Below are 22,318 nucleotides of genomic sequence, written 5' to 3'. Positions count from 1 at the left end.
GCTTAACCGCTTAACTGATTAGCTTTTCTAAAGTTGCCAGTGTAATCAAATAATTTATCAGATACCTTCCAGCCATACTTTTTACTTTTACGCGCGATAACAAAATCGGGGGGCACTAAATCAAACTGTGCCTTAATAACCTGCTCAGCACTTTTAAATTCAACAGGCGCTTGCCCCTGCCCTAGGCGTTTACCAAACTGTTTATTAAAAATATACTGCCCGCCTTTACTAGCAAGGTTATAGACCTCATCGCAACTTGCACCATCTTCATCAAAGTAGGTTATTTTAATTAAATCATCTTTAAGTTTTACCACTGATAACCCACTACAGCGCAGTACTAACGCATCTTTTAAATTAAGGGCGTTACGTAGCTTGTCGTCGGGGTCGGCCATTACTGCGCCGCAATCATGGCATTTACGAGCTGCTATATCGTTTTGAGCGCCGCATTGTTCGCACTCTTTAAACCTAAACCGATAATCGCATTGCTCTTTATGGCCTTCGTCATCTTCTAATAAACCTTGGCAGCGCCTGCCAAAATGCTCAACTACTTTGCCATCAGAATCGGTTTTTCCCCAAAAAATATTTGCAAACCCACACCCAGGGCAAAGCACTTGAACGGGCTCATTATCGCTATCACCTTTTTTATCGCCCACCTCAGGGTGAAATAAATCAAAGCCGTTGCCTGCGTAATCTATAACTAAGCAGTCTGTTTTTCCTTCATTTAGCCTAAGCCCACGGCCAACAATTTGCTGGTATAAGCTAACCGATTCGGTGGGACGTAAAATAGCGATAAAATCGACATGCGGCGCATCAAATCCGGTGGTTAAAACAGAAATATTAACGAGGTATTTTATGTTTTTTTGTTTAAATTGATTTATTAATTTATCGCGTTCTGCATTTGGGGTATCGCCAGTTATAAGGGCACTTTGCTCTGCGGGTAAATAAGTTAAAATTTCTTGCGCGTGCATCACCGTTGCCGCAAATATCATCACGCCTTGGCGGGTTTCACTGTATTGTATTACCTGCTTCAGTATAGCTTGCGTTGCGCGCTCGCTATTTTTTAAAAGCGCATTCATGTCATCAGTCGTATATTGACCAAACGCATTAGTAGCCAAGGACGAAAAATCATAATGACTAATTGCCGCGTCCACTTCATTTGGCGGCGTTAAGTAATTATGTTTGATCATATACCTGAGCGGTAATTCAAATATACAGTTTTTAAACGGACTTTCTTTATTACCTTTTACAAAACCATGGTAATGATGATGGTATATCCACCCCATTCCTAATCTATAAGGTGTGGCTGTTAAACCCAATACTTTTAACTGAGGATTATATTCTTTGAGCGTATTTATAACCTTTCCATATTGGCTTTTTTTATCACCATTTACTCTGTGGCACTCATCAATAATAAGCAAAGAATAATGCTCATTTAATTTATTTAAATTACGCGATAAAGACTGAACACTGGCAAAGGTAACTTGGTGGTTGAGTGATTTTTCTTTTAACCCTGCTGAAAATATACTCGCTTCTAAACCAAAACTTTTATATTTTTGTGCGTTTTGTTCTACCAACTCTTTAACATGTGCAAGCACCAAAATTTTTTGCTTAGCAATACGCGCAAGCTCTGCAATAACAAGGCTTTTACCCGCACCGGTAGGCAGTACAATCACGGCAGGATCATTTGTTTTTCGAAAATGTAAAACGGTGCGCTCTACGGCCTCTTGCTGATACGGCCTTAATTTATAGCTCATGAAAATAGTAAATAGAATAACCAGAAATGCAGTTTAACAAATACTAAGCGACTGCGGGGAGTTTAAGGTAAGTTTTGGCCAATTAAACCTAGCGTACAAAGCGTAAGCCTTAGCCTAAGGTTTAGTTATTAAGTTATACGCCATTAAAAAGAGAAGCCGTGGCTTCTCTGTTACTTTATTAAGCTAGGTGCTTTTGTAAATCAACACCTTCAAACGCTTTAGGGCGACGACCACGACCGGTCCATTCAATCACTTCGCCATCTACTTCAATACGATACTTAGCTTTTACTTTAGTACGTTTATCTGCAGTACCGTCTTGTAAATCTTCTAACGTAAGTCCTTTTTCTTTTAAAAGATCCAACACTTCCTGTTTAGCTTGTAGCTGCTCAGTATATTTTGCAATCGCATCAGTGATTAATTGTTGTGCTTTTTCTAGCTCAGTTAATGATGCTGTTTTAATAAAAGATCGAACTTCTTTCATTTATATCTCTCTTGCTTGTTGGAGTTAACTTTTTAGTTTCAAAGCAAGTATAAACCCAACAATATATTTTTACCATGAGCAATTTTACTCCATAGTAAAAGGTATAAAAGCAAATACTTTAGCATGAGAAATCAGCATGGAATAAGTATAGTAATGGACTTTAATATCAAATAAAAAATATTTAACCTCTATTAATTTTTTAATAGAGGTTAATAAACTTATAAAGTTAAAGTCTATTTATCAATTTTTACACTACCACGGGTCATCTCTCTCATTGCCTCTTGGCTTAATTTTTCTTGGTAAGCAATTTGTTCAGGTGTTCTACACACTCTTGTTGCAATGTTGCTACCTGTGGTTTTTTCGAGTTTACATATTTTGCCATCGCTTTCACTGGCCTTAAGCGCTGCTGCACTAGTGCAACCTGAAGCTAAAATTACTAATAATACGGTACAAAGATGTTTCATTGTTTATCCTTAATTTAAGTGTGTTGAGGGAGTATGTCATAAGCAATTGTTACTCGTTCCATTTCACTATTTAGGGTATTAGTCCCATGCCAAAAATAGGATGGAAATTGAATAAGTTTGCCTTCCTCTGGTTTTAATGTTGTCTCAGGTAAAAGCTTAGTGTTCATATTAAATCCTGGCTCACCTAGCTTTAACCACCCTTCTTGGTTGGTTGATTCAGATATCAGCGTGGGTATAGATACATAAAATGGTGAACTCATCCAACCTTGGCTGTGATAATGATTTTTATGAAAACCTTTACCTTTCAGAATTACCGACCATGAATCAGTCACTTTAAAATCACCAACATTTCTTTTTAAAAAAGCGTGTTGATTATCTTTTGGAAGCCTTGATAAAAAGCATGACGTTAACTCGTATAGCTCCTGCTTTAGTATTTTTAGTATCGGCAGTTGATAATCAAATAACTTTTCTGCGGTTTGAGAACCATTAACTAAAGATTGCTCTAAAGGATGGTTTTGATAATAATGATACTGTTTTAACGTACCTTTAAGCTCAGTTAAAAAATCATCTATAGAAGCAAAGCCAGAAGGTGTTGCTATTTTCTCCTGCATAACAAATAAATCATAATTGCAGTAATATGAGTACAGCTCGCTTTTTAGTAATCTCAATGCTGTATTTTTAATACACAAGTACTCTTGGTTATATTCGTCTTGATTTAATAACTTATTTATAATGTTCAATGCGTGATCTGGTTTATCTATCGCAATATAGCTTTTGGCTAATTCTATGTACGCGTGATTATTCTTAAACCTATTACTGGCAGCTAAATGGGTCTTTAAAGATTCATCAAATAAGCTGTTTTCACGTTCGTAATCACCCACTATAGAAAACGCTTTTTGTGGGCAATTGCTTTGAGAGAGTATTTGCTTTGCTATTTTGTAAGCCTCAGTTTGCTTACCCGATGTATAAAGCTTTTGTGCAAGCTCAGCTTCCAGTGCAGTATTTTTTCCAGTTATTTTTAAAGCATGGTTATATGAGGATAAAAAACCAGAGTCTGCAGTTTCCCATAGCATTTGGTTTAGCCAATGATGACTGTCTAAATCTAGCGGGTTGATAGTTGTTAGTTCTGTATATATTGCTTTGGCTTTTTTAAACTTCCCGGCTAAGTGATAGCAGCTGGCCATATTTTTCTTAGCTTCAACTAAACCTGGGCTTAATTTTAAGCTTTGCTCAAAAGTTATAATTGCTTTATCCCAAAAGCATAAAGCTTTTAAAGCCAACCCTTTACTATTGAGAATACTAGCATCAGCACCAAAATTGCGAATATAATCATCTGTGAGCCTATCGACCTCAGTAAACTTCTCAAGCTTTAAGTCTGTTTTTATTTTTGCACTGAGAATAACTGCATTTTGAGGGGATAGTGTAAATGCTTTATCAATGTATTCTTTTGCTTTAGTAAATTCATTCTTTTTAAAGTATAAAACAGAGATGTTATAAAGTGTTTCTATATCGTCACTATATATAGTCAATACATTTAAATATTGTTTTATTGACTTATCAGGTTCATCCAACAAGTTATATAATTTTGCTTTATTTACATTTAAATGAAAATGACGTGGACTTAGTTTAATGCCTTTTTCAATCTCGGCTAAACATAATATATAATCTTTTTTCTTTTGGTATGCTATAGATTTTAAGTGATGAAGGTGCGCTACAATACTCGATTCATTACTTTTAATCGAATTAGCAATTTTTAATGCCTTAAGGAAATTATTATTATTAATTTCCTTAAGGATTAAGTTGCTTACATCTTGAAATGACATGCCTTGGCTTTGCATATGTTCTCTTAAATAATAAAAAGGCCGATAATATACCGGCCTTAGCATTAAAGCTTATGCTTAGAATGAAATAGTTGTACCTACAAAGAAGTTACGACCGATGTACTTATACAACGTAGTATCTGTATTGGCATCATCATAATCGCTGTAATATGGAGGCTCTTCATCTGTTAGGTTATCTATACCACCACGTAACGAAACATGCTCGTTAAGTTGGTAAGTACCACTTAGTGTATGTGATACAAACGAGTCAGCTTCTGGTGAATAGTAATCCGCAGGGTCTCCATCAAATAATGCAACTGATTCTGTAACAAGCGAATCTACGTACATCACTTTGTATGAAACAGTCCAATCATCACCGGCTGCGCGTAAGCTTACATTATGTTTCCACTCAGGAATTGAGCCAGAACCACTTGATGCAACACCTACGTAATCTTGAATAGGCTCACCAGCAAACTCTTGTACTTCCCATTTAGAGATGTAAGAAGCTTCCCAATCAGCTCTCCACGCTAAGCCAGCAGCGTCAAAGCTATATTGAGCGTTGAAATCTACGCCCGATAGGTTCCAAGTAGAAAGGTTTTGATCAAGTGATGGAGTACCATCAAAGTTACCCGTTGCATCACGTACAACACCTTCACAAAGTGCAAAAGAACCACCTTGTCCACCTTCTTCACCCGCGCTATAACATTTATCTAGCTTAGTCGTAATACCAACAGAGCTTATTACGTTATCTACTTCAATATCGTAGTAATCAACAGTAAAGCTTAGCCCTTCAATTGGCTCAACAACAAGACCAACTGTAAATGTATCAGCAGTTTCAGGACCTAGGTCTGGGTTACCGCCAACAACCGCACGAAGTTGACCACTGTTTTGTGCAAACGTACCATCTGAAGGAATTAGGCCGGCTGCTGCATCAGAAGCACAGGCTGTTTGGTATCTAGAATCAAAGCCAGCACCACCAAAACCAGTACAAGGGTCTGTATAATTGGTGAAGCTATCTGACTGACCACCGTAAAGCTCACTTACACTTGGTGCGCGAAATGCTGTTGATAATACAGAGCGAAGCATAACTTCGTCTGTCATACGCCAAGTTAGACCTAACTTATAAGTAGTATCTGATCCAAATGTATCGTAGTCAAAGTAGCGAAGCGCAGCTTCTAAATCTAAAGACTGAACCAGTGGTAAATCATTCAATAGTGGAACAACAAGCTCTACATATGCTTCGTCAACTTTATAGCCACCAGAAGTTGGCTGTACAGCATTACCTGAACCGATACCTGATGAAGAGAATGCATCTGGTTGATTAAATGCTGATTCTTCACGGTGCTCTAGACCAAATGCAAAGCCAACAACACCAGAAGGCATTTCAAATAAATCACCCGAAATTGAAGCGCCTAAGTGGTGCATTTCTGTACCTGAAGTACCCTGATCGGTGTAACGCAAGTAATCGGCATCTGACTGTGAAAGCGCGCCTTCACCGAAGTAGTTAATACATGGAGCAGATGCATCGTTGCCTGTAACCGTGTAGTCACTAGGCGAACCTGTAACCGAGACACCTTCACAGTTTTCATTTACTGACGCTATCATTTTGTCTACGTTGATGTAGTTTTTAGAACGGTCAATAGCGCTATTTCGACCATATGTATAGAACACATTCCAAGCGTATTGATCAGCGATAAAGCCCTCTAAACCAGTTGTAAATTGTGCTGTATTTACTTCTTGCTCAAATACACGGCCACCCATTTCTGACATACGACGCAGTGGTAACATGTCTACATTGTCGCCAGGAGTTGCAAAATCATACAAGCCTGAGAATGGGTAAACTTCTGGATTTTGACTTAATACCCAACTACGACCATCTACACTGTATGTGTAGTTGATAGGTGCTGGTGCCATTTGTTGCGTTGAGGTACGGTTTGTATAGTACGCTTCTGCAAAAAAGTTTAAGTTATCTGCTAATTCATAATTACCTAACACGCTCACATTATAACGAGTTGCAGGCGTAGATAAGTATGAAGCAGAAGAGTAGTTATAGGTATCGTTGCCTTCGCCACTACCCACATATGTGTGATAGCCAGTATCAGTTGATGAACCGTTACCGCCAGGCTCAAACTGAACTCTTCTACCATCATCTAAGATTGCATTCATACCTAAAGAGTTACCAGAACCGGCACAAAAACGCTCACCGCCACTTTCAGCGTATGGACATGCTGAATAATCTCGGTCGCTGGCACGTACAGTACCACGGTCGTAAAAACCAACGTTTACAACAACATTACCTTTATCACTGCTCACACCAAAGGTGCTACTTAAGCTAGCTTCTTCACCGTCACCTTCACCTGTCTCTGCATAGCTGGCATCTAGCTCAAAGCCTTCAAAGTCATCGCGCATGATAATATTAACCACACCAGCAAGAGCATCAGAGCCGTAAACAGCCGATGCACCGTCTTTTAAAACTTCTATGCGTTTTACAGCGCTAAAAGGAATGGCATTAAGATCCACGGTAGAAGATGCACCAGTACCTGAGGCAATCATACGGCGTCCATTAACAAGTACCAATGTACGTGATGAACCCATACCTCTTAAGTTAACAGTTGCATTACCATTACCGCCATTATTTACAGCAGCAGTTAATCCGCCCGACTGAGCGGTAAGGTTTTGTAACGCATCGGAAATATTTGAAATACCCTGAACTTTCATATCTTCAGTAGTAATAATGCTCACTGGAGAAGCGCTTTCAAGATCTGCACGTTTAATTCGTGAACCGGTAACCTCTATACGCTCTACCTTTTCAACTCCCTCTTCAGCAGCAATTGAACTTGCTGAAAATACAGCTGTAGATGCCGTACCAAATGCAATCGCTAAGCGAACTGCCTTTGAAACTTTATTATTTAACATTTGATTCTCCCTGGGTCACCACTTGTTAGAAGCGACTATTATTTAATTATTTTTTGTTGTCACAGTTTGTTAACAGCGACTAAACCAAATACTAAACAAAAAATATCTAAAAGCCAACTACTGTTAACCAAATATTAATTAAAAAAGGGTTTTTTATTGTTTTTTAGCTTAGATGACACGGCTAGCGCATTTTAATCCCAGATTCTAACAGGGTTGAGCGATAATCATCGTCTAGCCCTGCCATTTTCTTTTTTCTCGCCATACTGGCTGTTTTAGTTGTATCTTGTTTAAATAACGCCATGGCTATTTTTCTCATTACGTTAAAAACAAGGGGTCCTTGCTTCTTACGGATTCTTGATTCATCTTCCCTAAAGTTCATATCCAACATCCAATGCATACTTTCAACCTGCCAGTGGCTTCGTACCGCATTAAGAGCTTGCTCCGCACCTAACGCTAACGAACTAATATACCAACGCGTTTCTATCGTGTCTGTACCTGATGATTTATCGTGAACCTCAGCGGTTACTTGAATAACACTCTTTAAGCCAGACCATTGGTAGATTTTATCTAACCAGCTTTTATCAATAAGCAATTGCTGACAAACCCTTGTTTCAATGCGCCCATGCCCTGAGCTTATTTCGGTATGTTTATCATAGTTGCTATTGGTCAATCCTTCGCGCTCACTCTTGTGCCACCAAGCTTCTAATTCACTCTGCATACCTGAATGGTTACCTTTGAGCGCTAGGATATAATCAGCTTTTTGTTTAATTATTTGTTTCGCTATTTCTTGCTGGCAGCCCATAGCATCAAGTGTAATGATGCTATTTTCAATATCTAGCATGGTGAGTAACTCAGGTATGGCTGTGATTTCATTTGTTTTGCTATCAACGGCTGTTTGCCCTAAAACTAACTGGTGTTGGCAGCTCCATGCACTGACGGTATGTAAAGCACTTTTTCTATCTTTGGTTGTAAATGAACGACGTGCAGTTTTTCCATCCATAGCAATAATATCAGCACCCGTGGTTTCAATAAGTGAAGATATCCAAGATTGAAATGCATGCTCTATTTCATCTGATTTTAACCGACAAATGACACGGGCTATGGTGTCGTGTCTTGGAATACCCGCGTTGAAAGCGCCATATCTTTTTAACCAATCAAGTTTTAGATGCCCAAAGTCTTCAATATCCTCCCATCCTTGTGCACCGGAGATTACTGCACTAATGGCTAAAAGGAGAATATCGATAAGCTCATGCTTTTTACAGCGTTCAATGCGAGGATCGGTAATTGAATTAAAGTGTTTCAGAAAAGTAGCGCTCATATTTTACGTGACCAAGGTGATTATTATGCCTTGATCTGATCACTACATATTCTATAAGTTCAATTTATAATGATCTTGCCGTGGCTTAGATGAGGAATAACTGTACAAAAATAAAGCTAAAGCGTGGATTATGCAATCAAAAATTGCATTAATAGGTACAAGTTAGAATAGTTCGAACTGTTTTAGCTCGAAACTATTTACGTTAACGTTAACAAATTGCGTAATCATTTCTAATAGAGGTACAATTTGTTTGTCTATATACAATGGGTAGTCGTAGCTATGCAGCCCTTGATACAGCTCAACACCGTGCGTTGTGTAAACAAATGTAACAAATTCACCTCTTTTTAGCGTAAATTCACTATTTTGTTTCTGAAACTTTTTTACTGCTTGTACATGGGGAGGGATATTTTTTTGATAGTCGGTTAAGTTTTGACCTAAACGTTTTTTAAAAACCAGCAAATGATCAAATTCGCCACGTAAAAGTTTACTAATGTAATCATTTACAAGGTCATTAATTTGCTCTGGTTGCTTAAAAAGGAGGGTAAATAAATCAAATTGAAACTGTTGAGCCAGTTTAGTCCAGTCACTTCTTACGGTTTCTAAGCCTTTAAAAACCAATTTTGATTCATCCGGCTTTATTAACTGCCCCACATAGCGTTTTTTAGACCCCACGCTTTTACCTCTTATGGTGGGTAAAAAGAAAGGGCTATAAAGCGATTCAAACTCTATTTCTAAATGGCTAGTTAAATTATGTTTAGCGTGTATGTTTTGCTGCCACAATGTGTTTATGTGTTTAGCTAACTGTTTACCTATTTTATTACACGCCTCAACACTTAAATCATCCGTTAATTTTACAAAGGTCGAATCGGTATCTCCGTAAATAACACTATAACCTTGCTCTTCAATCCACTTTTTAGTTTGCAGCATTATCTCATGACCACGCAAAGTAATAGAGCTTGAGAGTCGAGGGTCATAAAAACGACAGCCTTGTGAGCCTAATACACCATATAAACTGTTCATTATTATTTTAATCGCTTGAGATAGCATTAAATCGTGATTATCTTTTGCCCGTTGGCGCTGTAGCGCTAGGCTTTTTATAAGCGCTGGTAAATGGTGCTGCTCTCTTGAAAATAATGCATTATTAAACCCTTCAATACTGTTTTCAGGGTTTTCAATTCCTTCTATTAGTCCAAGCGGGTCTATATAAAAGGTTTGCATAATACTGGGGTACAGGCTTTTAAAATCAAGCACGATGACATTTTTATACAGCCCCGGTACCGACTCCATAACATAACCACCTGGGCTTTCAAACGTCAGCCCATGGTCGCCCATATTAGGTGCTACATAACCGCTGCGATGTAATAAAGGCAAATACATGTTTACAAAAGCCGCCACTGAGCCGCCGCGCTTTTCCAGCTCAAGGCCTGTTAATTGTGTGCGAATAACAGCAAAATCGAGAAGTTTTAGCTTATCGAATATTTTATTAACGAGTATGCAGTCTTGGCGATTGTAGTTAGCGAGCGAGAGTTTATCTTCATTAAATTGACGAATAATTTCTTGTAAGCTATTACTAGATTCAATTAATTTAGACTCGCCTAAAATTTCTTTAGCTACATTAGCAAGTGAAAAAGTTTCAAAACTATAAGTGGCATTTTTTAGAGTATCAATGCCATCAATTACACAGCGCCCGGGAATAGAAACCCGTGTAAAATGGCCTTTTCGAACATATAAAGGAAGGTTTCCTCTTCCTAGTAATAGTTTTACCCCCAGTGCCACAGAGCGCTCATAAATAACTGCAAAATCAAACTCAATAACATTCCACCCAATAATAATATCTGGGTCGCACTGCTTAATAAGTGTTACAAGTTGCTGTAATAGTGCAACCTCGTCTGCGCACCATATAATAGTATAACCAATCACTGGGTCGAGATGCTCAGGCTCTCCAATCATGATTACGCAATCAAAACCACAGCCTACCAAGCCAATAGAAAACAACACCCCACTTTCATTGCACTCTATATCAAGTGATAACTTAGAAAGCACGGGCGTATAATCGCCATTGGTTTTTAATTTAGCATCTAAAATTTCAGTGTAATGCGCATGATCCACTCGTTTACCCGTGATCCACGCCCCGCCTTTAATAAATCGCTCCATTAAATAGCGCTCAATGGGCCTTATATCATCTTCATAAAGTGTAATACCGCGACTTTTTAACGCTTTGCTCGCGCTATAAAAGTGTTTGAGTGAGTAAAAGTAACAGCCACACATATCTTGCTGCTGAAAATTTTTAAGTGAAAGAGGTTTAATTAAAAAGTTTAGTGATTCGGCAGATAAAATAGCTTGAGCTGCTTTTTCATCTGAGTTTTTTATAAAAAATAGTGCGGTTTCATTCTCAGAAATTGTCTTTATTGGTCCATTATCGGTAGCAAACCAAATTTCATATTGTAAACCCTGAGCGCTATCGTGCGCTTGTGCAGAAAGTACAAAACCAGATGTTAAATACACTATCAATAAACCTTACTTATATTTTGTTTTTCTACTTTAAGGCCATGAACGTTAAGGATTGAAAATTGTTCAACCTCAAAATATAAACAGGCCATAATAGGGAGTAATTTATAAACTTAAAAAATCGCCGCATTAATTTACTAAATTAATTTCATCCTTGCTTGTAGTTACACGGTTATAACTCTAAAATCCATACACTGTAATTATATACATATTTTAGGTTTATCTCCCCATGCTTTCTGACCAACTAAAAAAAACAATTAGGCAAGTACACCAGCATGTGGCTAGTAACCTTACTGATTACCGCCCCCGCAGTAGCCAAAACTACCTTGTTGCCGAAATAGCAAAAACACTGGCTGGCGAATACCATAAAAAGCAGCGAATATGTGTTATTGAGGCTGGCACAGGGACTGGTAAATCGCTTGCTTATTGTTTAGGCGCGTTTCCGCTTGCCCTTGCTCAAAAAAAGAAGCTGGTTATTTCTACTGCAACCGTGGCCCTTCAAGAGCAATTAATAGCAAAAGAGCTGCCTTTTTTTAAAAAACACTCTGGGCTCGACTTTAAGTTTGACCTGGTAAAAGGTAGGCAACGCTATATATGTGCCCATAAATTACATAATGCTGTTAATGGCGATAGCCAAACGCAAATGGAGTTTATGCCCACACTTACCTCGCCGCTAAGTGATATGGAAACGAAATGCTTAAAAGGTCTTTACGATGCCTATGTAAATAAAAAATGGCAAGGCGACAGGGATAGCTGGGCCGACACCATACCCGATAGAGTGTGGAACTTAATCGCATGCGATAAACACGCTTGCCAACGCCAAATGAAAGCCCATCAAACCTGCCCGTTTCAGCTTGCTCGTAATCAGCTTATGCAAATGGATGTGCTTGTTATTAACCACTCACTGCTACTGGCAGATTTGGATTTAGGGGGCGGTAAAATTTTACCCGAGCCCGATAACACCATTTATGTCATAGATGAAGCTCACCACCTTGCGCATATTACCCGCGACTTTTCATCGGCAGCGGCCACTATTAAAGGCACCATTGATTGGCTCGATAAGCTCACTAAATTTAGTGGCAAAATGTCTAAAGTATTAGTAGGTCAAAAGGCCATTGGTCAAAATTTCAAATTGTGCGATAGCATTAACGATGCTAATAAAGACTTAAAAGTGGTGCGTGATATTCTTGATAATGCCGACTTTGAATACTCAAAAGACGATACATATCGTTTTGAGCATGGCGAAATACCAAAATCATTGCACAACAAAGCTAAAGATATAAGTGACGCCACACTAGATGCACTGCGTTGCTTAAACAAAATGCACGATACCCTCACTCAAGATGTAAGTGATGGCGATATAAAACCCTACGTTGCCGACCCTGTTTTGGCCGAAAGCGGACACTATATAAACCGCTTAGAGCAATTAAATAAGCTGTGGTATAGCTATGCAAATAAAGGCGAAGGTACACCTCACGCAAGGTGGATCAAACGTTTAGAATATAAAAACCATCACGATCACCTATTAAGTGATTGCCCTATCGAAGTTGGCTACTACTTAAAAGACAAGCTATGGAATGAATGCGCAGGGGCGGTACTATGCTCGGCAACTTTAAGTGCTCTCGGTTCGTTTGACCACTTTGCCTATGAAAGCGGTCTTGCTAAAGAAGAAGGGGTAAAGTTTATTAAAGTCCCCTCTCCGTTTGACTACCCAAAACAAGCCACTTTACGCATTCCGGCCTCAAGTATAGAGCCAACAGATAAAGAATTTAGCGATCATATTGCTAAAACACTACCCGAGTATCTAAACACTAAAAAAGCCAACTTAGTGTTATTTGCCTCTTACTGGCAAATGAACCATGTAAGTAAGTTTCTTAGAACAAAAGGATTTAACTTATTAGTACAAGGTGAAATGTCACGAGAAGCTTTACTCAAATTACATACTAAAAATATTGATGAAGGCAAGGGGAGTATTTTATTTGGTACCCAAAGCCTTTCTGAAGGCCTTGATTTACCTGGAAAATATTTAGAAAACTTAATAATTACAAAAATACCGTTTGCAGTACCTACATCACCAATAGAAGAAGCCCAAGCCGAATTTGTACAAAGTAAAGGCGGTAATCCATTTTTGTCTATTACGGTGCCCGATGCAGCAAAGAAATTGGTACAAAGCTGTGGTAGACTGCTGCGAAAAGAGAGCGATGAAGGCCGTATAACCATTCTCGATAGACGCTTAATTACCAAGCGCTACGGCAAAGCCATGCTCGACACCTTACCACCTTTTAAAAGACAAATAGATTATTAATGTTTGAACTTGCTTTAGATCCCACAACACTGGCAGTTTTATGTGCCGCGGCCCTTGCTGCTGGCTTTATTGATGCAATTGCCGGCGGCGGTGGCTTATTAACAGTCCCTGCACTACTCACCGCAGGCTTGCCACCGCATGTAACGCTTGGCACCAACAAGCTTGCGGCAAGCTTTGGCTCATTAACGGCCAGCTACACGTATTATAAAAAAAATCTATTTAGTCCTAAATTTTGGGCAGATTCCATTTTTGCTACAGCCATAGGCGCTGTGATTGGTACGTTAATAGTCGATCACTTAAGTATTGAATTTTTAAATAAGCTTTTGCCTATCATTATTATTATGGTGGCCTGTTATAGCTTGTTTGGTAGTTTAAGCACCACACAGGGCGATGATTTACCAAAAGTAACACCAATACTTAAACTAAAGCAGTGGTTACAGGGCTTAGCGTTAGGTTTTTTTGATGGCGTAGCAGGCCCAGGCGCCGGTACTTTTTGGACCGCATCTAATAGTTTATTTTATAAAATGAGCTTACTGCTTAACTGTGGTTTAGCCCGTTCAATGAACTTTGTATCTAACTTTATATCGCTTATTACCTTTGTGGCACTTGGTCATGTAAACTTTTTATTAGGCCTTATCATGGGCTTTTTTATTATGTTAGGTGCTTGGATTGGTGCTCACTCAGCCATTCGCTTTGGCGGTAAGTTTATTCGCCCTGTTTTTAACACTATGGTTATACTGCTAGCATTAAAACTGATTTACGAGGCTTATCTGTAAATGCAAACACACGCGTTAGATAAATTACGCCAACAAGTTGCTACGCTCAAACAACAAGCTGAGCAATTTGATAAAGCTAAATTGTTTTCTAAAAACCGCTATATGCAGGCGCAGCCTAGTTTATTTGACCGCGGCGTATTTAGTACTAAAAGCATGAACTTAACTGACTACGTAACAGAAATTGAAGACGAAATTACCAGCTTACCACCCAGTGATCATCGCCATGCTTATGCTTATGCACTCGAGCGCATAGGTAATCAAGTACAAGCTGTATTTAGTGTTATTAAATCGACCCCCATCTGGGCAAAAGAAAACAAAAGCCAGTACAAACCTAGACCCAAAAATACGGTTTATAAGCAAGCCGTAAAAAAAATAATGCAATCGTCGCACGAGCTATACGACGAGCTTAAACAAAACCACGAGTTTGAACGACGCTTAGTGTTAATGATTGAAGAGCGTAAACTACAAATGGAAAAAGCCAGCCCAGCGCAAGCACAAAAACTTAATATGGAAATTTTAACCACGCATGCGCGTTTAGGCCGCTGCCGTAAAGCTATTTCGGCCACCGAAGATAAAATTCAACAAGTCGAAAAACAACAATTACGCTAATGCAGCTTTTTTACCACCCGCTTTACAGTGATTTAACGCTTCCTGAGCGCCACCGTTTTCCTATTCAAAAATACCAAATGCTAAAAGCAGAAATAGAAGGCTTGGGCTTTGGGGCTACACAGTTTAGTACACCAACCAAAGCAACGCCCGAGCAGCTTGCACTGTGCCATAGCCAAGGCTACATAAATGATTTTTTAAACGCCACGCTCAGTAATAAAGCAATTAAAAAAATGGGTTTCCCGTATTCACGCGAATTAGTAGAGCGTACGCTACTTTCGGTTGGGGCAAGTATTCAAGGTAGCGAATACGCACTAAAACATGGTTTTTGCGCTAATTTAAGTGGTGGCTATCATCATGCATATAGCGATTACGGCAGTGGCTTTTGTATTTTTAACGACTTAGCTGTGGCTGGCGCGCATTTAATCAATACAAACCAAGCCGATACCATATTAATATTTGATTGTGATGTACACCAAGGCGATGGCACAGCACAAATTACGCAACATAATAACGCTATAGTTACTTGCTCTATTCACTGCGAGCAAAATTTTCCGCGCTTAAAGCAACACTCCGATTACGACTTCGTCCTACCTGCCAACACATCAGATACCGAGTACTTAATAACGTTAAAACAAGCCCTCGAATTTTGCGTGCGTATTCATAACCCCGACATTATTTTATACAACGCAGGGGCTGATATTTACGAAAAAGACGAGCTAGGGTTATTTAACGTATCGCTTGAAGGGGTTTATGCGCGCGATCATTTTATTGTTAACTACTGCAAAGCCCATAACATCCCACTTATGTGCGCTTTAGGTGGCGGTTATCAACGTAATTTAAATGCGTTAATTAATGTTCATAAACAACTATTTAAAGCTGCTATCGATTTATTTTAGTGCTTAGTATACACTCAAATAAACGGACTCTATAAAAGGCGCTAGCACGATGCGACTGCACGACGACATACATAACTTTTACGAAAAAATTGTAGTTGAAGAAATCATTAAACGTAAACTAGATAAAGTTTACAGTGAAGATGTAATGGCCGATTTTTGTTGCACGGTACTTAATCAATTGCCGCCACGTTATATTAGATACGATGTAGATATGGCCTTTTATTTACCACAAAGTGAACGTATTCACATGGAAGAGCGCGTACAAACCGCTATTGATGTTGCTATTAGCCAAATTTCAAAAAAGAAAGATTTAGATGACCAGCCCACTTGATAACGCCCCTACATATATAAAACTGGCAGTAGATTTAATTATGCTTTTGGAGCAGCACGAGGTTGCTCCAGAGGATGTATTAAAAGCGCTCGAAATTGTAAAAAGTGACTTTGAACAAAAACAAGCCACCGCTTAGCATTACTCTTTTGTTTGCACTTCGTATTTAGTCACAGTGCCATCGTGTTTGTTGCAATCAATTTTAATCTCGCCAAACGTGCGTCTTGGGGTTGTTGAGCGACGGCACGTCATTTTTTGTGCTTTACTACCATATTGGCTTATGTACAACGCAACGGTTTCGTCTATTTGCTGCTGTTGCGCCGAAGTGGCCGCGTTATAAAAGGTATTGTATTGCGCCTGCCAACTTTCAACTCCAGCCTCTTTTGCAACGCCTAGCCACCCCATACCCATGTTAGTAGATTGTGTTAAGTACTGCCCTTTTAAAAACATAAACGACAATGTGTATTGCGCGCTTTTATACCCAAGTGCTGCAGGGTCTTTTAGATACATAAAAGCTTGTTTATAATCACCTTTTTTATACGCTTTTATGCCATTGTACTCATGTTTTTTCATGGTTATATCATCGTATAAATTAATAGGCGTAGACCCACAACCACTTAATAAACCCACTCCCATAATTGCTGTGATCAGTAAATATCGGCTCATGACTATTCCTTTTTTATTATTTTTATATGCGAGTACCGAATCTGGCTTACAGTTAATGCAAAGCCTGTTACTCTGTAAATTAATTTGTATAATTAAAATACTATCATGAGCTTAGCAAGTTTACTTCGGTTATTTTTTCTGGCTGCAATTTGGGGCGCGTCATTTTTATTTATGCGAATGGCAGCAAACAGCTTAGGCCCAGCGGTGTTAATAGAGTTTAGAGTTGGCTTTGCCGCACTCACCCTCTTTATTGTGGCGCTGTACTTAAAACGCCGCTTGGCGTTTACTGCGCACACAAAGCACTTTTTTATAATTGGTGCACTTAACTCCGCCCTACCCTTTTTACTGTTTGCTTATGCCGCGCAAACGATTAGCGCCTCTACTTTATCTATTTTAAATTCTACAACGCCCATATGGGGCGCGGTGGTGGGCATTATTTGGAGCAAAACCAAACCGACTAAAAGCATGGTGTTAGGTTTGCTGTTAGGTTTAATAGGCGTGGCCATTTTAGTTGGGCAAAATCATTTTGTATTAAATAGTCAGTCACTTATTGCTATTGCAGCAGCGCTAAGCGCCTCCCTGTGTTATGCCATTGCATCCCATTATACAAAAAATGCCCCTAAGCTTGCCCCATTTGATAACGCACACGGCTCTATGTGGGCAGCCAGTTTTATAGTACTGCCCCTTATACTTTTTATGCCAATGCGCGAAGTACCTAGTACCAACGTTATGCTTGGCGTATTAGCACTTGGCGTGGTGTGTACCGCACTTGCTTATATTTTATTTTTTAAACTTATTGACGATATAGGCCCAACCTCAGCTTTAACGGTCACGTTTTTAATTCCGCTATTTGGCATTTTTTGGGGGCATTTAATTTTAGATGAGCAAATAGGACCAAATACGTTACTCGGCGCATTATTTGTTATTGTGGGTACTATGCTGGTTACTGGTTTTTTACCACGAAAAAAGCACTTAGCTAAAACAAGCTAAGTGCTTTTACAAAGCACTTACTTTTGCGTTTTTTTTGCTTAAGTTTTCAATTAAGTCTTGTGCGCTATAGCTGTTGTCGCTGGGTTTAATGCCTTTGCCCATTTTAATGTCAATCAGGGTGTGTACTTCTTTGCGTTTATCATTGTTGCTCACTTGTACGCCTACGCTATTGCTCGGGCGTACGCGTGTTTCGCAGGTTAATAAACCGCAGTTTCGCTCATATTGCTGGCTGTGTGATGCACCAATAGATGACGCGGGCGCTTGCGATTTAGACTCAACAAAGGTTTCTTTATTTGTTACAACAAACCAGTCGTAGCCTTGCGCTTGGGTAAGTTCAGCCGCGCGTAACAATGCATAGTCACCCGCATCGGCTACGTTGTTTGACACACTTTTAAACTCGACGCGGTATTGATCGTCACTAATTTTTTGCTCGTTATAACCTTGTGAGCCATTATTAGCTGGGCGGTAGTCGGGGTTAGATGCGCAACCCGCCATAAGTAAAATACTGATAATTAAAATAGATGTTTTCATCATTCACCTCGTTTTATAAAAGCTATTATTGGTTTAACTGCCACTTTGCACTAATTGCTTGCTGCTCTTGCGCTCTATCTAGTGGTGCGCCGCTGATCATGCTATCTATAACAGCATCTAACTCACTGTTATTAGACGCCGTTTGATATTGCGCGCCATTATCACTTTGCTGCGCGGCTGTTTGCGCTTTAATTTGCCAACCGCTTTGCGCTTTACAAGCAATGCTTGTTTGCGTGGTATTGTTTGAGCTTAGCGCATACTGCCTACAAAGCTCACCTTGCTGATTTTTAAAGCTAAGCTGCGCGCTAAATACTGAGCCATCACTTTGCTTATACTCACCACTACTTAGCTGTGTATTAAGTGCTGATGCTATGTTACTGGCTACTAAATTTTGCGACTCATTGGGTTGTAAATAACTAGTCATTGCAATACCAAATACCACGGCAACGCTTGCAGCTATTGCTAAGCTTTTATTAGCCGACTGCTTAACCCTTTGCCAAGGCGTTAACGTTACTACATTGCTATTTAACGTATTTTTTGTCGTTGCTGTATCAAGCTTTGCAACCGTTTTAGCTAATGAGTCACTAAGGGGTGCGTCATCAATACTTGTTGCGTGCTCTTTTACTCGCATGTCTACTTCGCTTAGCTCTGCAAGTCGCATTACTAGTTCATCATCGGTTTCAAGGGCTTTGCGCACTTGCTCCATTTCGTGCTCGCTTAGCTCTGAGTCTAAAAAGGCGCTAAGTGTTTCGTCGTTAATGTTCATACTTGCTCCTTTTTAAAGTCGGGTTTTATTAAATTATAAAGTGTACTGCGTGCTCGCGATAATTTACTCATTACACTGCCTATAGGTATATCGAGTGTATGTGCTACTTCTTTATAGGCCATGCCCTGCACTGCCACCAGCGATACAATGGCGCGTTGCTCTTCGGGTAATTGCCCAAGTGCTGTATTTACATTTTTAAGCACTTGTTTGTTTTCGAGTGTTTGGTGCTCATTACTTGTAATTGGCTCTGGTAAAACATCGGCCTGGGCCGTATTTTGCCTTACCTTGCGTGAGCGGTATTCGTCTATCCACACATTGCGGCAAATTTTAAACGCCCATTTAGCAGGCTCAACGTCATCCGGAATGCCTTTTACTAATAGTTTTTCAATTGTTATTTGCACTACATCGTCTGCATCTGCTTTACTACCCGTTAGCGAATAGGCAAAACGCCTAAGCATGGGCAATAAGGTTTTTAATGTTTCGTTCATTGATTTTTACCCCTTTTATAAAGAAGACGATTCAAAAAAACATTTATTCCCAAATAATCAAAATAATTTGAATAATGAAATATTTCTATGTGTTAAACGTTAACTACAAGCATGATAAATTTAATAGAAGTAACCCACTATGAATATTAAAAACACACGCGTTAAACACATAATAGCCGCTTCGCTTTGCATATTTAGCGCAACGAGCTCTGCCAATATAGTGAGAGTCGATCAAGTGCTTGGGCAGTTAAACCCAATAGAGCAGCGTATTGAGCAAACTATAGAGCGCGCACAACGCCTGCCGCTTCCGGTGCCTGTACCACAAGTGTCGATTGATGAACTAAAAGCGCAAATGAGTGAGCCAATTAGCAGCTTACCCAATGTGCTTAACATTAATATAAATAGCCAAAACACCGCATTTGTTGAAGTAGAGCTAGAAAACGGCTTTAGAGCAATAGAGCGCCAATGGTTATTAATGGCCAATAGCCAACAACTTAATACCCTAAAGCAGCAAAATGTAACCATTGTGTCGGTAAAAAATTACAACGCACTTAACATGAGTTTAGTTCGCTTTAACGTGCCCCAAGGTGTTAATTCTAAAAGTGAGTTATTAAAAGCACTTAACTTAGATGAGTCTGCAATACTTGACCGAAACCACATATACCAAGCGCAAAAAGGCGAGCCTACCGCAAAAGTAACATCAAATAACTCTATTGCCCCCTACTGCACACAAAGCGTAAAAATTGGCATGATCGACAGCGCCATTAATACCAAACACAGTGCTTTTAAAAGCACAAATATCACCACGCAAAGCTTTTTACCACAAGGGTTAAGCTCGCCTAATTTACACGGCACCGCCATTGCAGGGCTAATTACAGGTAAAGGCACAAAACTTAACCCGCTTTTAAGCAATGCCAAGCTTTACAGTGCCGAGGTGTTTTATAGGCAATCTGAATATGCACAAGGGGCTACATTATTTGCCATAGTAGAAGCACTTAACTGGCTAGTCAGTAATAAAATACCCGTAATAAATATGAGCCTAACAGGGCCAAATAACGCAGTTTTAGAAGCAAGTATTACTGCAGCAATAAAACAAAACGTGTTAATTGTAGCTGCTGTAGGTAACCAAGGGCCGGCGTCGCAGCCGTTATACCCAGGTGCGTATAAAAGCGTGATAGCGGTAAGTGCTATTGATTCACAAAACCAAATTTATAGATGGTCAAATAAAGGCGATTACATAGACTTTGCAGCCCTTGGTGTAAATGTTGTTACAAGCCAAGGCAATGGAAAATTTGGAAGGGAGTCGGGTACGTCAATGGCAGCGCCGCATGTAAGCGCGGCATTAAGTTGTTTATTGTTAAAACATGGTAATAATAAAACCAAAGCACTTAACGAGCTTACATCGCTGGCCGTCGACTTAGGCGAGCAAGGCAAAGACAACACCTTTGGTTATGGTGCCATTTACCCACCTAAAAGTGCACTTTAACTGATGCCGATAAAACCGATTGCGTATAGGTATTGCTACTAAGCTTTGATTGATAATCGCCATATTCAGCCTCGGCTATGAGTGTTACGTGCTCAAATAAAGCTAGATTATAAAACGCATTAACGACATTTCGGTGCTCATCTCGCGACGGTATTTGCTCAAAAAAATCATCCGTTGTTTGCTCATCGTAATCTTTATTTTGATAACGCCAGCCTGCGCCCACTTTATTCGCTACATTAAAGGCCGTAAATTTGTGCGTAACTTTAGTAGTAAAACCGTAGCCGTTAAAGTCGTATTGGTTGTCGTCGGCGTTTTCTTTATCGGCACTTAGCGCTGCCATTAGCATGGTTTGGCCGTTATTTATAAAATGATAAAGCGCTACATCGCCGCCTACGCCGTCGGCATTACGTGCTTTTGCAGTAGCAAAACGTTTAGCTTTGGTTTTTACACTCATACGCAAGTACGTATGCGGGTTTAAAAAATGGCCATAGTAGGCGCTGGCTTGATTAAAATGTAAAAATGTATCGCCATCTACATTTGCTTTTGCGCCATCGTAACGAACCCCTAGCTCATGGCTATTAAAGCTATAACTGCCATCTAAACCATATTGATGCAGGTCTAAATCGTATTGATCAAATTCATCGTAGTCTTGTTGTTCAAACTTATAGCTTGAGGTTAATTTAGCGCTTTTGGTTACTTGCCATTTAGCATTAACACCGGCTGCGGTTTTGATGCCGCTGTCGCTTTGCGAGGAAATATCGTCAAGCTCTTGAACAGAGAGCGCCGAGTTACTTAATACCCCAACTTCAGCATCAGCATTTAGCTCAAAGCTACTTTTAAAGGGCTTATTTTGCTCAGCTGTTTTAATGTGGTTAGTTTGTGCAAGCACCGCTTGAGCACTAAAAACACACAATGTGGCGGTTATAACTGCTTTCATATTTATTCTCCAACAGGCCGAATAGGTTTCCCCATTCGGCATTTTGCAAATACGCTTAGGGCGTGTTGATCTTTGATGGTTGAATTTGCAGCAGCATGTTTGGTTTTTAGGCAAGGCAGAGCCTATGAAGTGTGGTTATTCCCCATAAATAGGCGATAACGCAGCATAAATGCCAAACATGCGCTGTCCTTCGGGTTCTGTCTAGGGGCGATAAGCTATTTGTTGCCTACATGGATGCAGATAAAGAGCGAGAGCAAGATGCGGAAGCTTTGCTCAGTT

At 39.6% G+C, this 22,318-nt stretch carries 20 protein-coding genes; 8 read left to right on the top strand and 12 right to left on the bottom strand.

The window, feature by feature from the left end:
* Positions 1-2: 2 nt before the first annotated feature.
* The 7 genes from VOI46_RS05650 to VOI46_RS05620 all read right to left on the bottom strand — a co-directional run bounded on the left by VOI46_RS05650 (position 3) and on the right by VOI46_RS05620 (position 11,258).
* Positions 3-1,754 carry a DEAD/DEAH box helicase gene (locus VOI46_RS05650; protein ID WP_004585961.1) on the bottom strand — a complete coding sequence of 584 codons (1,752 nt, stop codon included), beginning with the start codon at positions 1,752-1,754 and terminating at the stop codon, positions 3-5.
* 178 nt (positions 1,755-1,932) lie between these two features.
* Positions 1,933-2,235, bottom strand: coding sequence for an H-NS histone family protein (locus VOI46_RS05645; RefSeq protein ID WP_004585960.1), 303 nt, complete (start codon positions 2,233-2,235; stop codon positions 1,933-1,935).
* 233 nt (positions 2,236-2,468) lie between these two features.
* Positions 2,469-2,699 carry a hypothetical protein gene (locus VOI46_RS05640; RefSeq protein WP_029774020.1) on the bottom strand — a complete coding sequence of 77 codons (231 nt, stop codon included), beginning with the start codon at positions 2,697-2,699 and terminating at the stop codon, positions 2,469-2,471.
* 14 nt (positions 2,700-2,713) lie between these two features.
* Positions 2,714-4,537 carry a putative 2OG-Fe(II) oxygenase gene (locus tag VOI46_RS05635; protein ID WP_282338469.1) on the bottom strand — a complete coding sequence of 608 codons (1,824 nt, stop codon included), beginning with the start codon at positions 4,535-4,537 and terminating at the stop codon, positions 2,714-2,716.
* 60 nt (positions 4,538-4,597) lie between these two features.
* Positions 4,598-7,435, bottom strand: coding sequence for a TonB-dependent receptor (locus VOI46_RS05630; protein WP_282338471.1), 2,838 nt, complete (start codon positions 7,433-7,435; stop codon positions 4,598-4,600).
* Between the two features lie 181 nt (positions 7,436-7,616).
* Entirely contained in the window at positions 7,617-8,753 is a 1,137-nt protein-coding gene (locus VOI46_RS05625) for an ISAs1 family transposase (RefSeq protein WP_024602346.1), read from the bottom strand.
* A 162-nt stretch (positions 8,754-8,915) separates the two neighbouring features.
* Complete coding sequence (locus VOI46_RS05620) at positions 8,916-11,258, bottom strand: DNA polymerase II (RefSeq protein WP_282337656.1); 2,343 nt, start codon at positions 11,256-11,258, stop codon at positions 8,916-8,918.
* Positions 11,259-11,490: 232 nt separating this feature from the next.
* Between VOI46_RS05620 and dinG the strand changes: the two genes are divergently transcribed.
* From dinG to VOI46_RS05590, 6 genes are read left to right on the top strand one after another with little or no spacing between them, the layout of a single operon-like run.
* Positions 11,491-13,566, top strand: a complete 2,076-nt coding sequence (gene dinG, locus VOI46_RS05615; RefSeq protein WP_324738182.1) for an ATP-dependent DNA helicase DinG — start codon at positions 11,491-11,493, stop codon at positions 13,564-13,566.
* Positions 13,566-14,342 (top strand): TSUP family transporter, encoded by a 777-nt coding sequence (locus VOI46_RS05610; protein WP_004585954.1) that lies wholly within the window; start codon positions 13,566-13,568, stop codon positions 14,340-14,342. The genes dinG and VOI46_RS05610 overlap by 1 nt, the downstream gene beginning before the upstream one ends.
* On the top strand, positions 14,343-14,951 hold the full coding sequence (locus VOI46_RS05605) for a primosomal replication protein (protein ID WP_004585953.1): 609 nt from the start codon (positions 14,343-14,345) through the stop codon (positions 14,949-14,951).
* Positions 14,951-15,847, top strand: a complete 897-nt coding sequence (locus VOI46_RS05600) for a histone deacetylase (protein ID WP_004585952.1) — start codon at positions 14,951-14,953, stop codon at positions 15,845-15,847. The genes VOI46_RS05605 and VOI46_RS05600 overlap by 1 nt, the downstream gene beginning before the upstream one ends.
* A gap of 49 nt (positions 15,848-15,896) precedes the next feature.
* Positions 15,897-16,178 carry a late competence development ComFB family protein gene (locus tag VOI46_RS05595; RefSeq protein ID WP_004585951.1) on the top strand — a complete coding sequence of 94 codons (282 nt, stop codon included), beginning with the start codon at positions 15,897-15,899 and terminating at the stop codon, positions 16,176-16,178.
* Entirely contained in the window at positions 16,162-16,314 is a 153-nt protein-coding gene (locus VOI46_RS05590) for a YbaM family protein (RefSeq protein ID WP_004585950.1), read from the top strand. The genes VOI46_RS05595 and VOI46_RS05590 overlap by 17 nt, the downstream gene beginning before the upstream one ends.
* A gap of 2 nt (positions 16,315-16,316) precedes the next feature.
* Here the strand turns inward: VOI46_RS05590 and VOI46_RS05585 are convergent, their stop codons facing one another.
* Positions 16,317-16,841 carry a hypothetical protein gene (locus VOI46_RS05585; RefSeq protein ID WP_004585949.1) on the bottom strand — a complete coding sequence of 175 codons (525 nt, stop codon included), beginning with the start codon at positions 16,839-16,841 and terminating at the stop codon, positions 16,317-16,319.
* 105 nt (positions 16,842-16,946) lie between these two features.
* Between VOI46_RS05585 and VOI46_RS05580 the strand changes: the two genes are divergently transcribed.
* Entirely contained in the window at positions 16,947-17,831 is an 885-nt protein-coding gene (locus VOI46_RS05580) for a DMT family transporter (protein WP_004585948.1), read from the top strand.
* Positions 17,832-17,837: 6 nt separating this feature from the next.
* Here VOI46_RS05580 and VOI46_RS05575 read toward each other — a convergent pair whose 3' ends face one another.
* From VOI46_RS05575 to VOI46_RS05565, 3 genes are read right to left on the bottom strand one after another with little or no spacing between them, the layout of a single operon-like run.
* Complete coding sequence (locus VOI46_RS05575) at positions 17,838-18,362, bottom strand: hypothetical protein (protein ID WP_004585947.1); 525 nt, start codon at positions 18,360-18,362, stop codon at positions 17,838-17,840.
* Positions 18,363-18,387: 25 nt separating this feature from the next.
* The gene (locus VOI46_RS05570) at positions 18,388-19,128 is read right to left on the bottom strand and encodes a hypothetical protein (protein WP_004585946.1); all 741 of its coding nucleotides are present in this window, start codon (positions 19,126-19,128) and stop codon (positions 18,388-18,390) included.
* Complete coding sequence (locus VOI46_RS05565; protein WP_004585945.1) at positions 19,125-19,616, bottom strand: RNA polymerase sigma factor; 492 nt, start codon at positions 19,614-19,616, stop codon at positions 19,125-19,127. Before VOI46_RS05565 ends, VOI46_RS05570 begins: the two co-directional genes overlap by 4 nt.
* 139 nt (positions 19,617-19,755) lie before the next feature.
* On the opposite strand from VOI46_RS05565, the gene VOI46_RS05560 reads away from it, so the two are divergent.
* Positions 19,756-21,102, top strand: coding sequence for a S8 family serine peptidase (locus VOI46_RS05560; RefSeq protein ID WP_004585944.1), 1,347 nt, complete (start codon positions 19,756-19,758; stop codon positions 21,100-21,102).
* Here the strand turns inward: VOI46_RS05560 and VOI46_RS05555 are convergent.
* A complete protein-coding gene (locus VOI46_RS05555) occupies positions 21,086-22,039 on the bottom strand; it encodes a hypothetical protein (RefSeq protein WP_324738181.1) in 954 nt (317 codons plus the stop codon). The genes VOI46_RS05560 and VOI46_RS05555 overlap by 17 nt on opposite strands.
* Positions 22,040-22,318 lie beyond the last annotated feature (279 nt).

Source organism: Pseudoalteromonas sp. CuT4-3 (genome assembly GCF_035666335.1).
Taxonomy (GTDB): Bacteria; Pseudomonadota; Gammaproteobacteria; order Enterobacterales; family Alteromonadaceae; genus Pseudoalteromonas; species Pseudoalteromonas atlantica.
The sequence above is the reverse complement of the archived record's forward strand: the minus strand, read 5'-3'. Positions and strand labels throughout refer to the sequence as shown.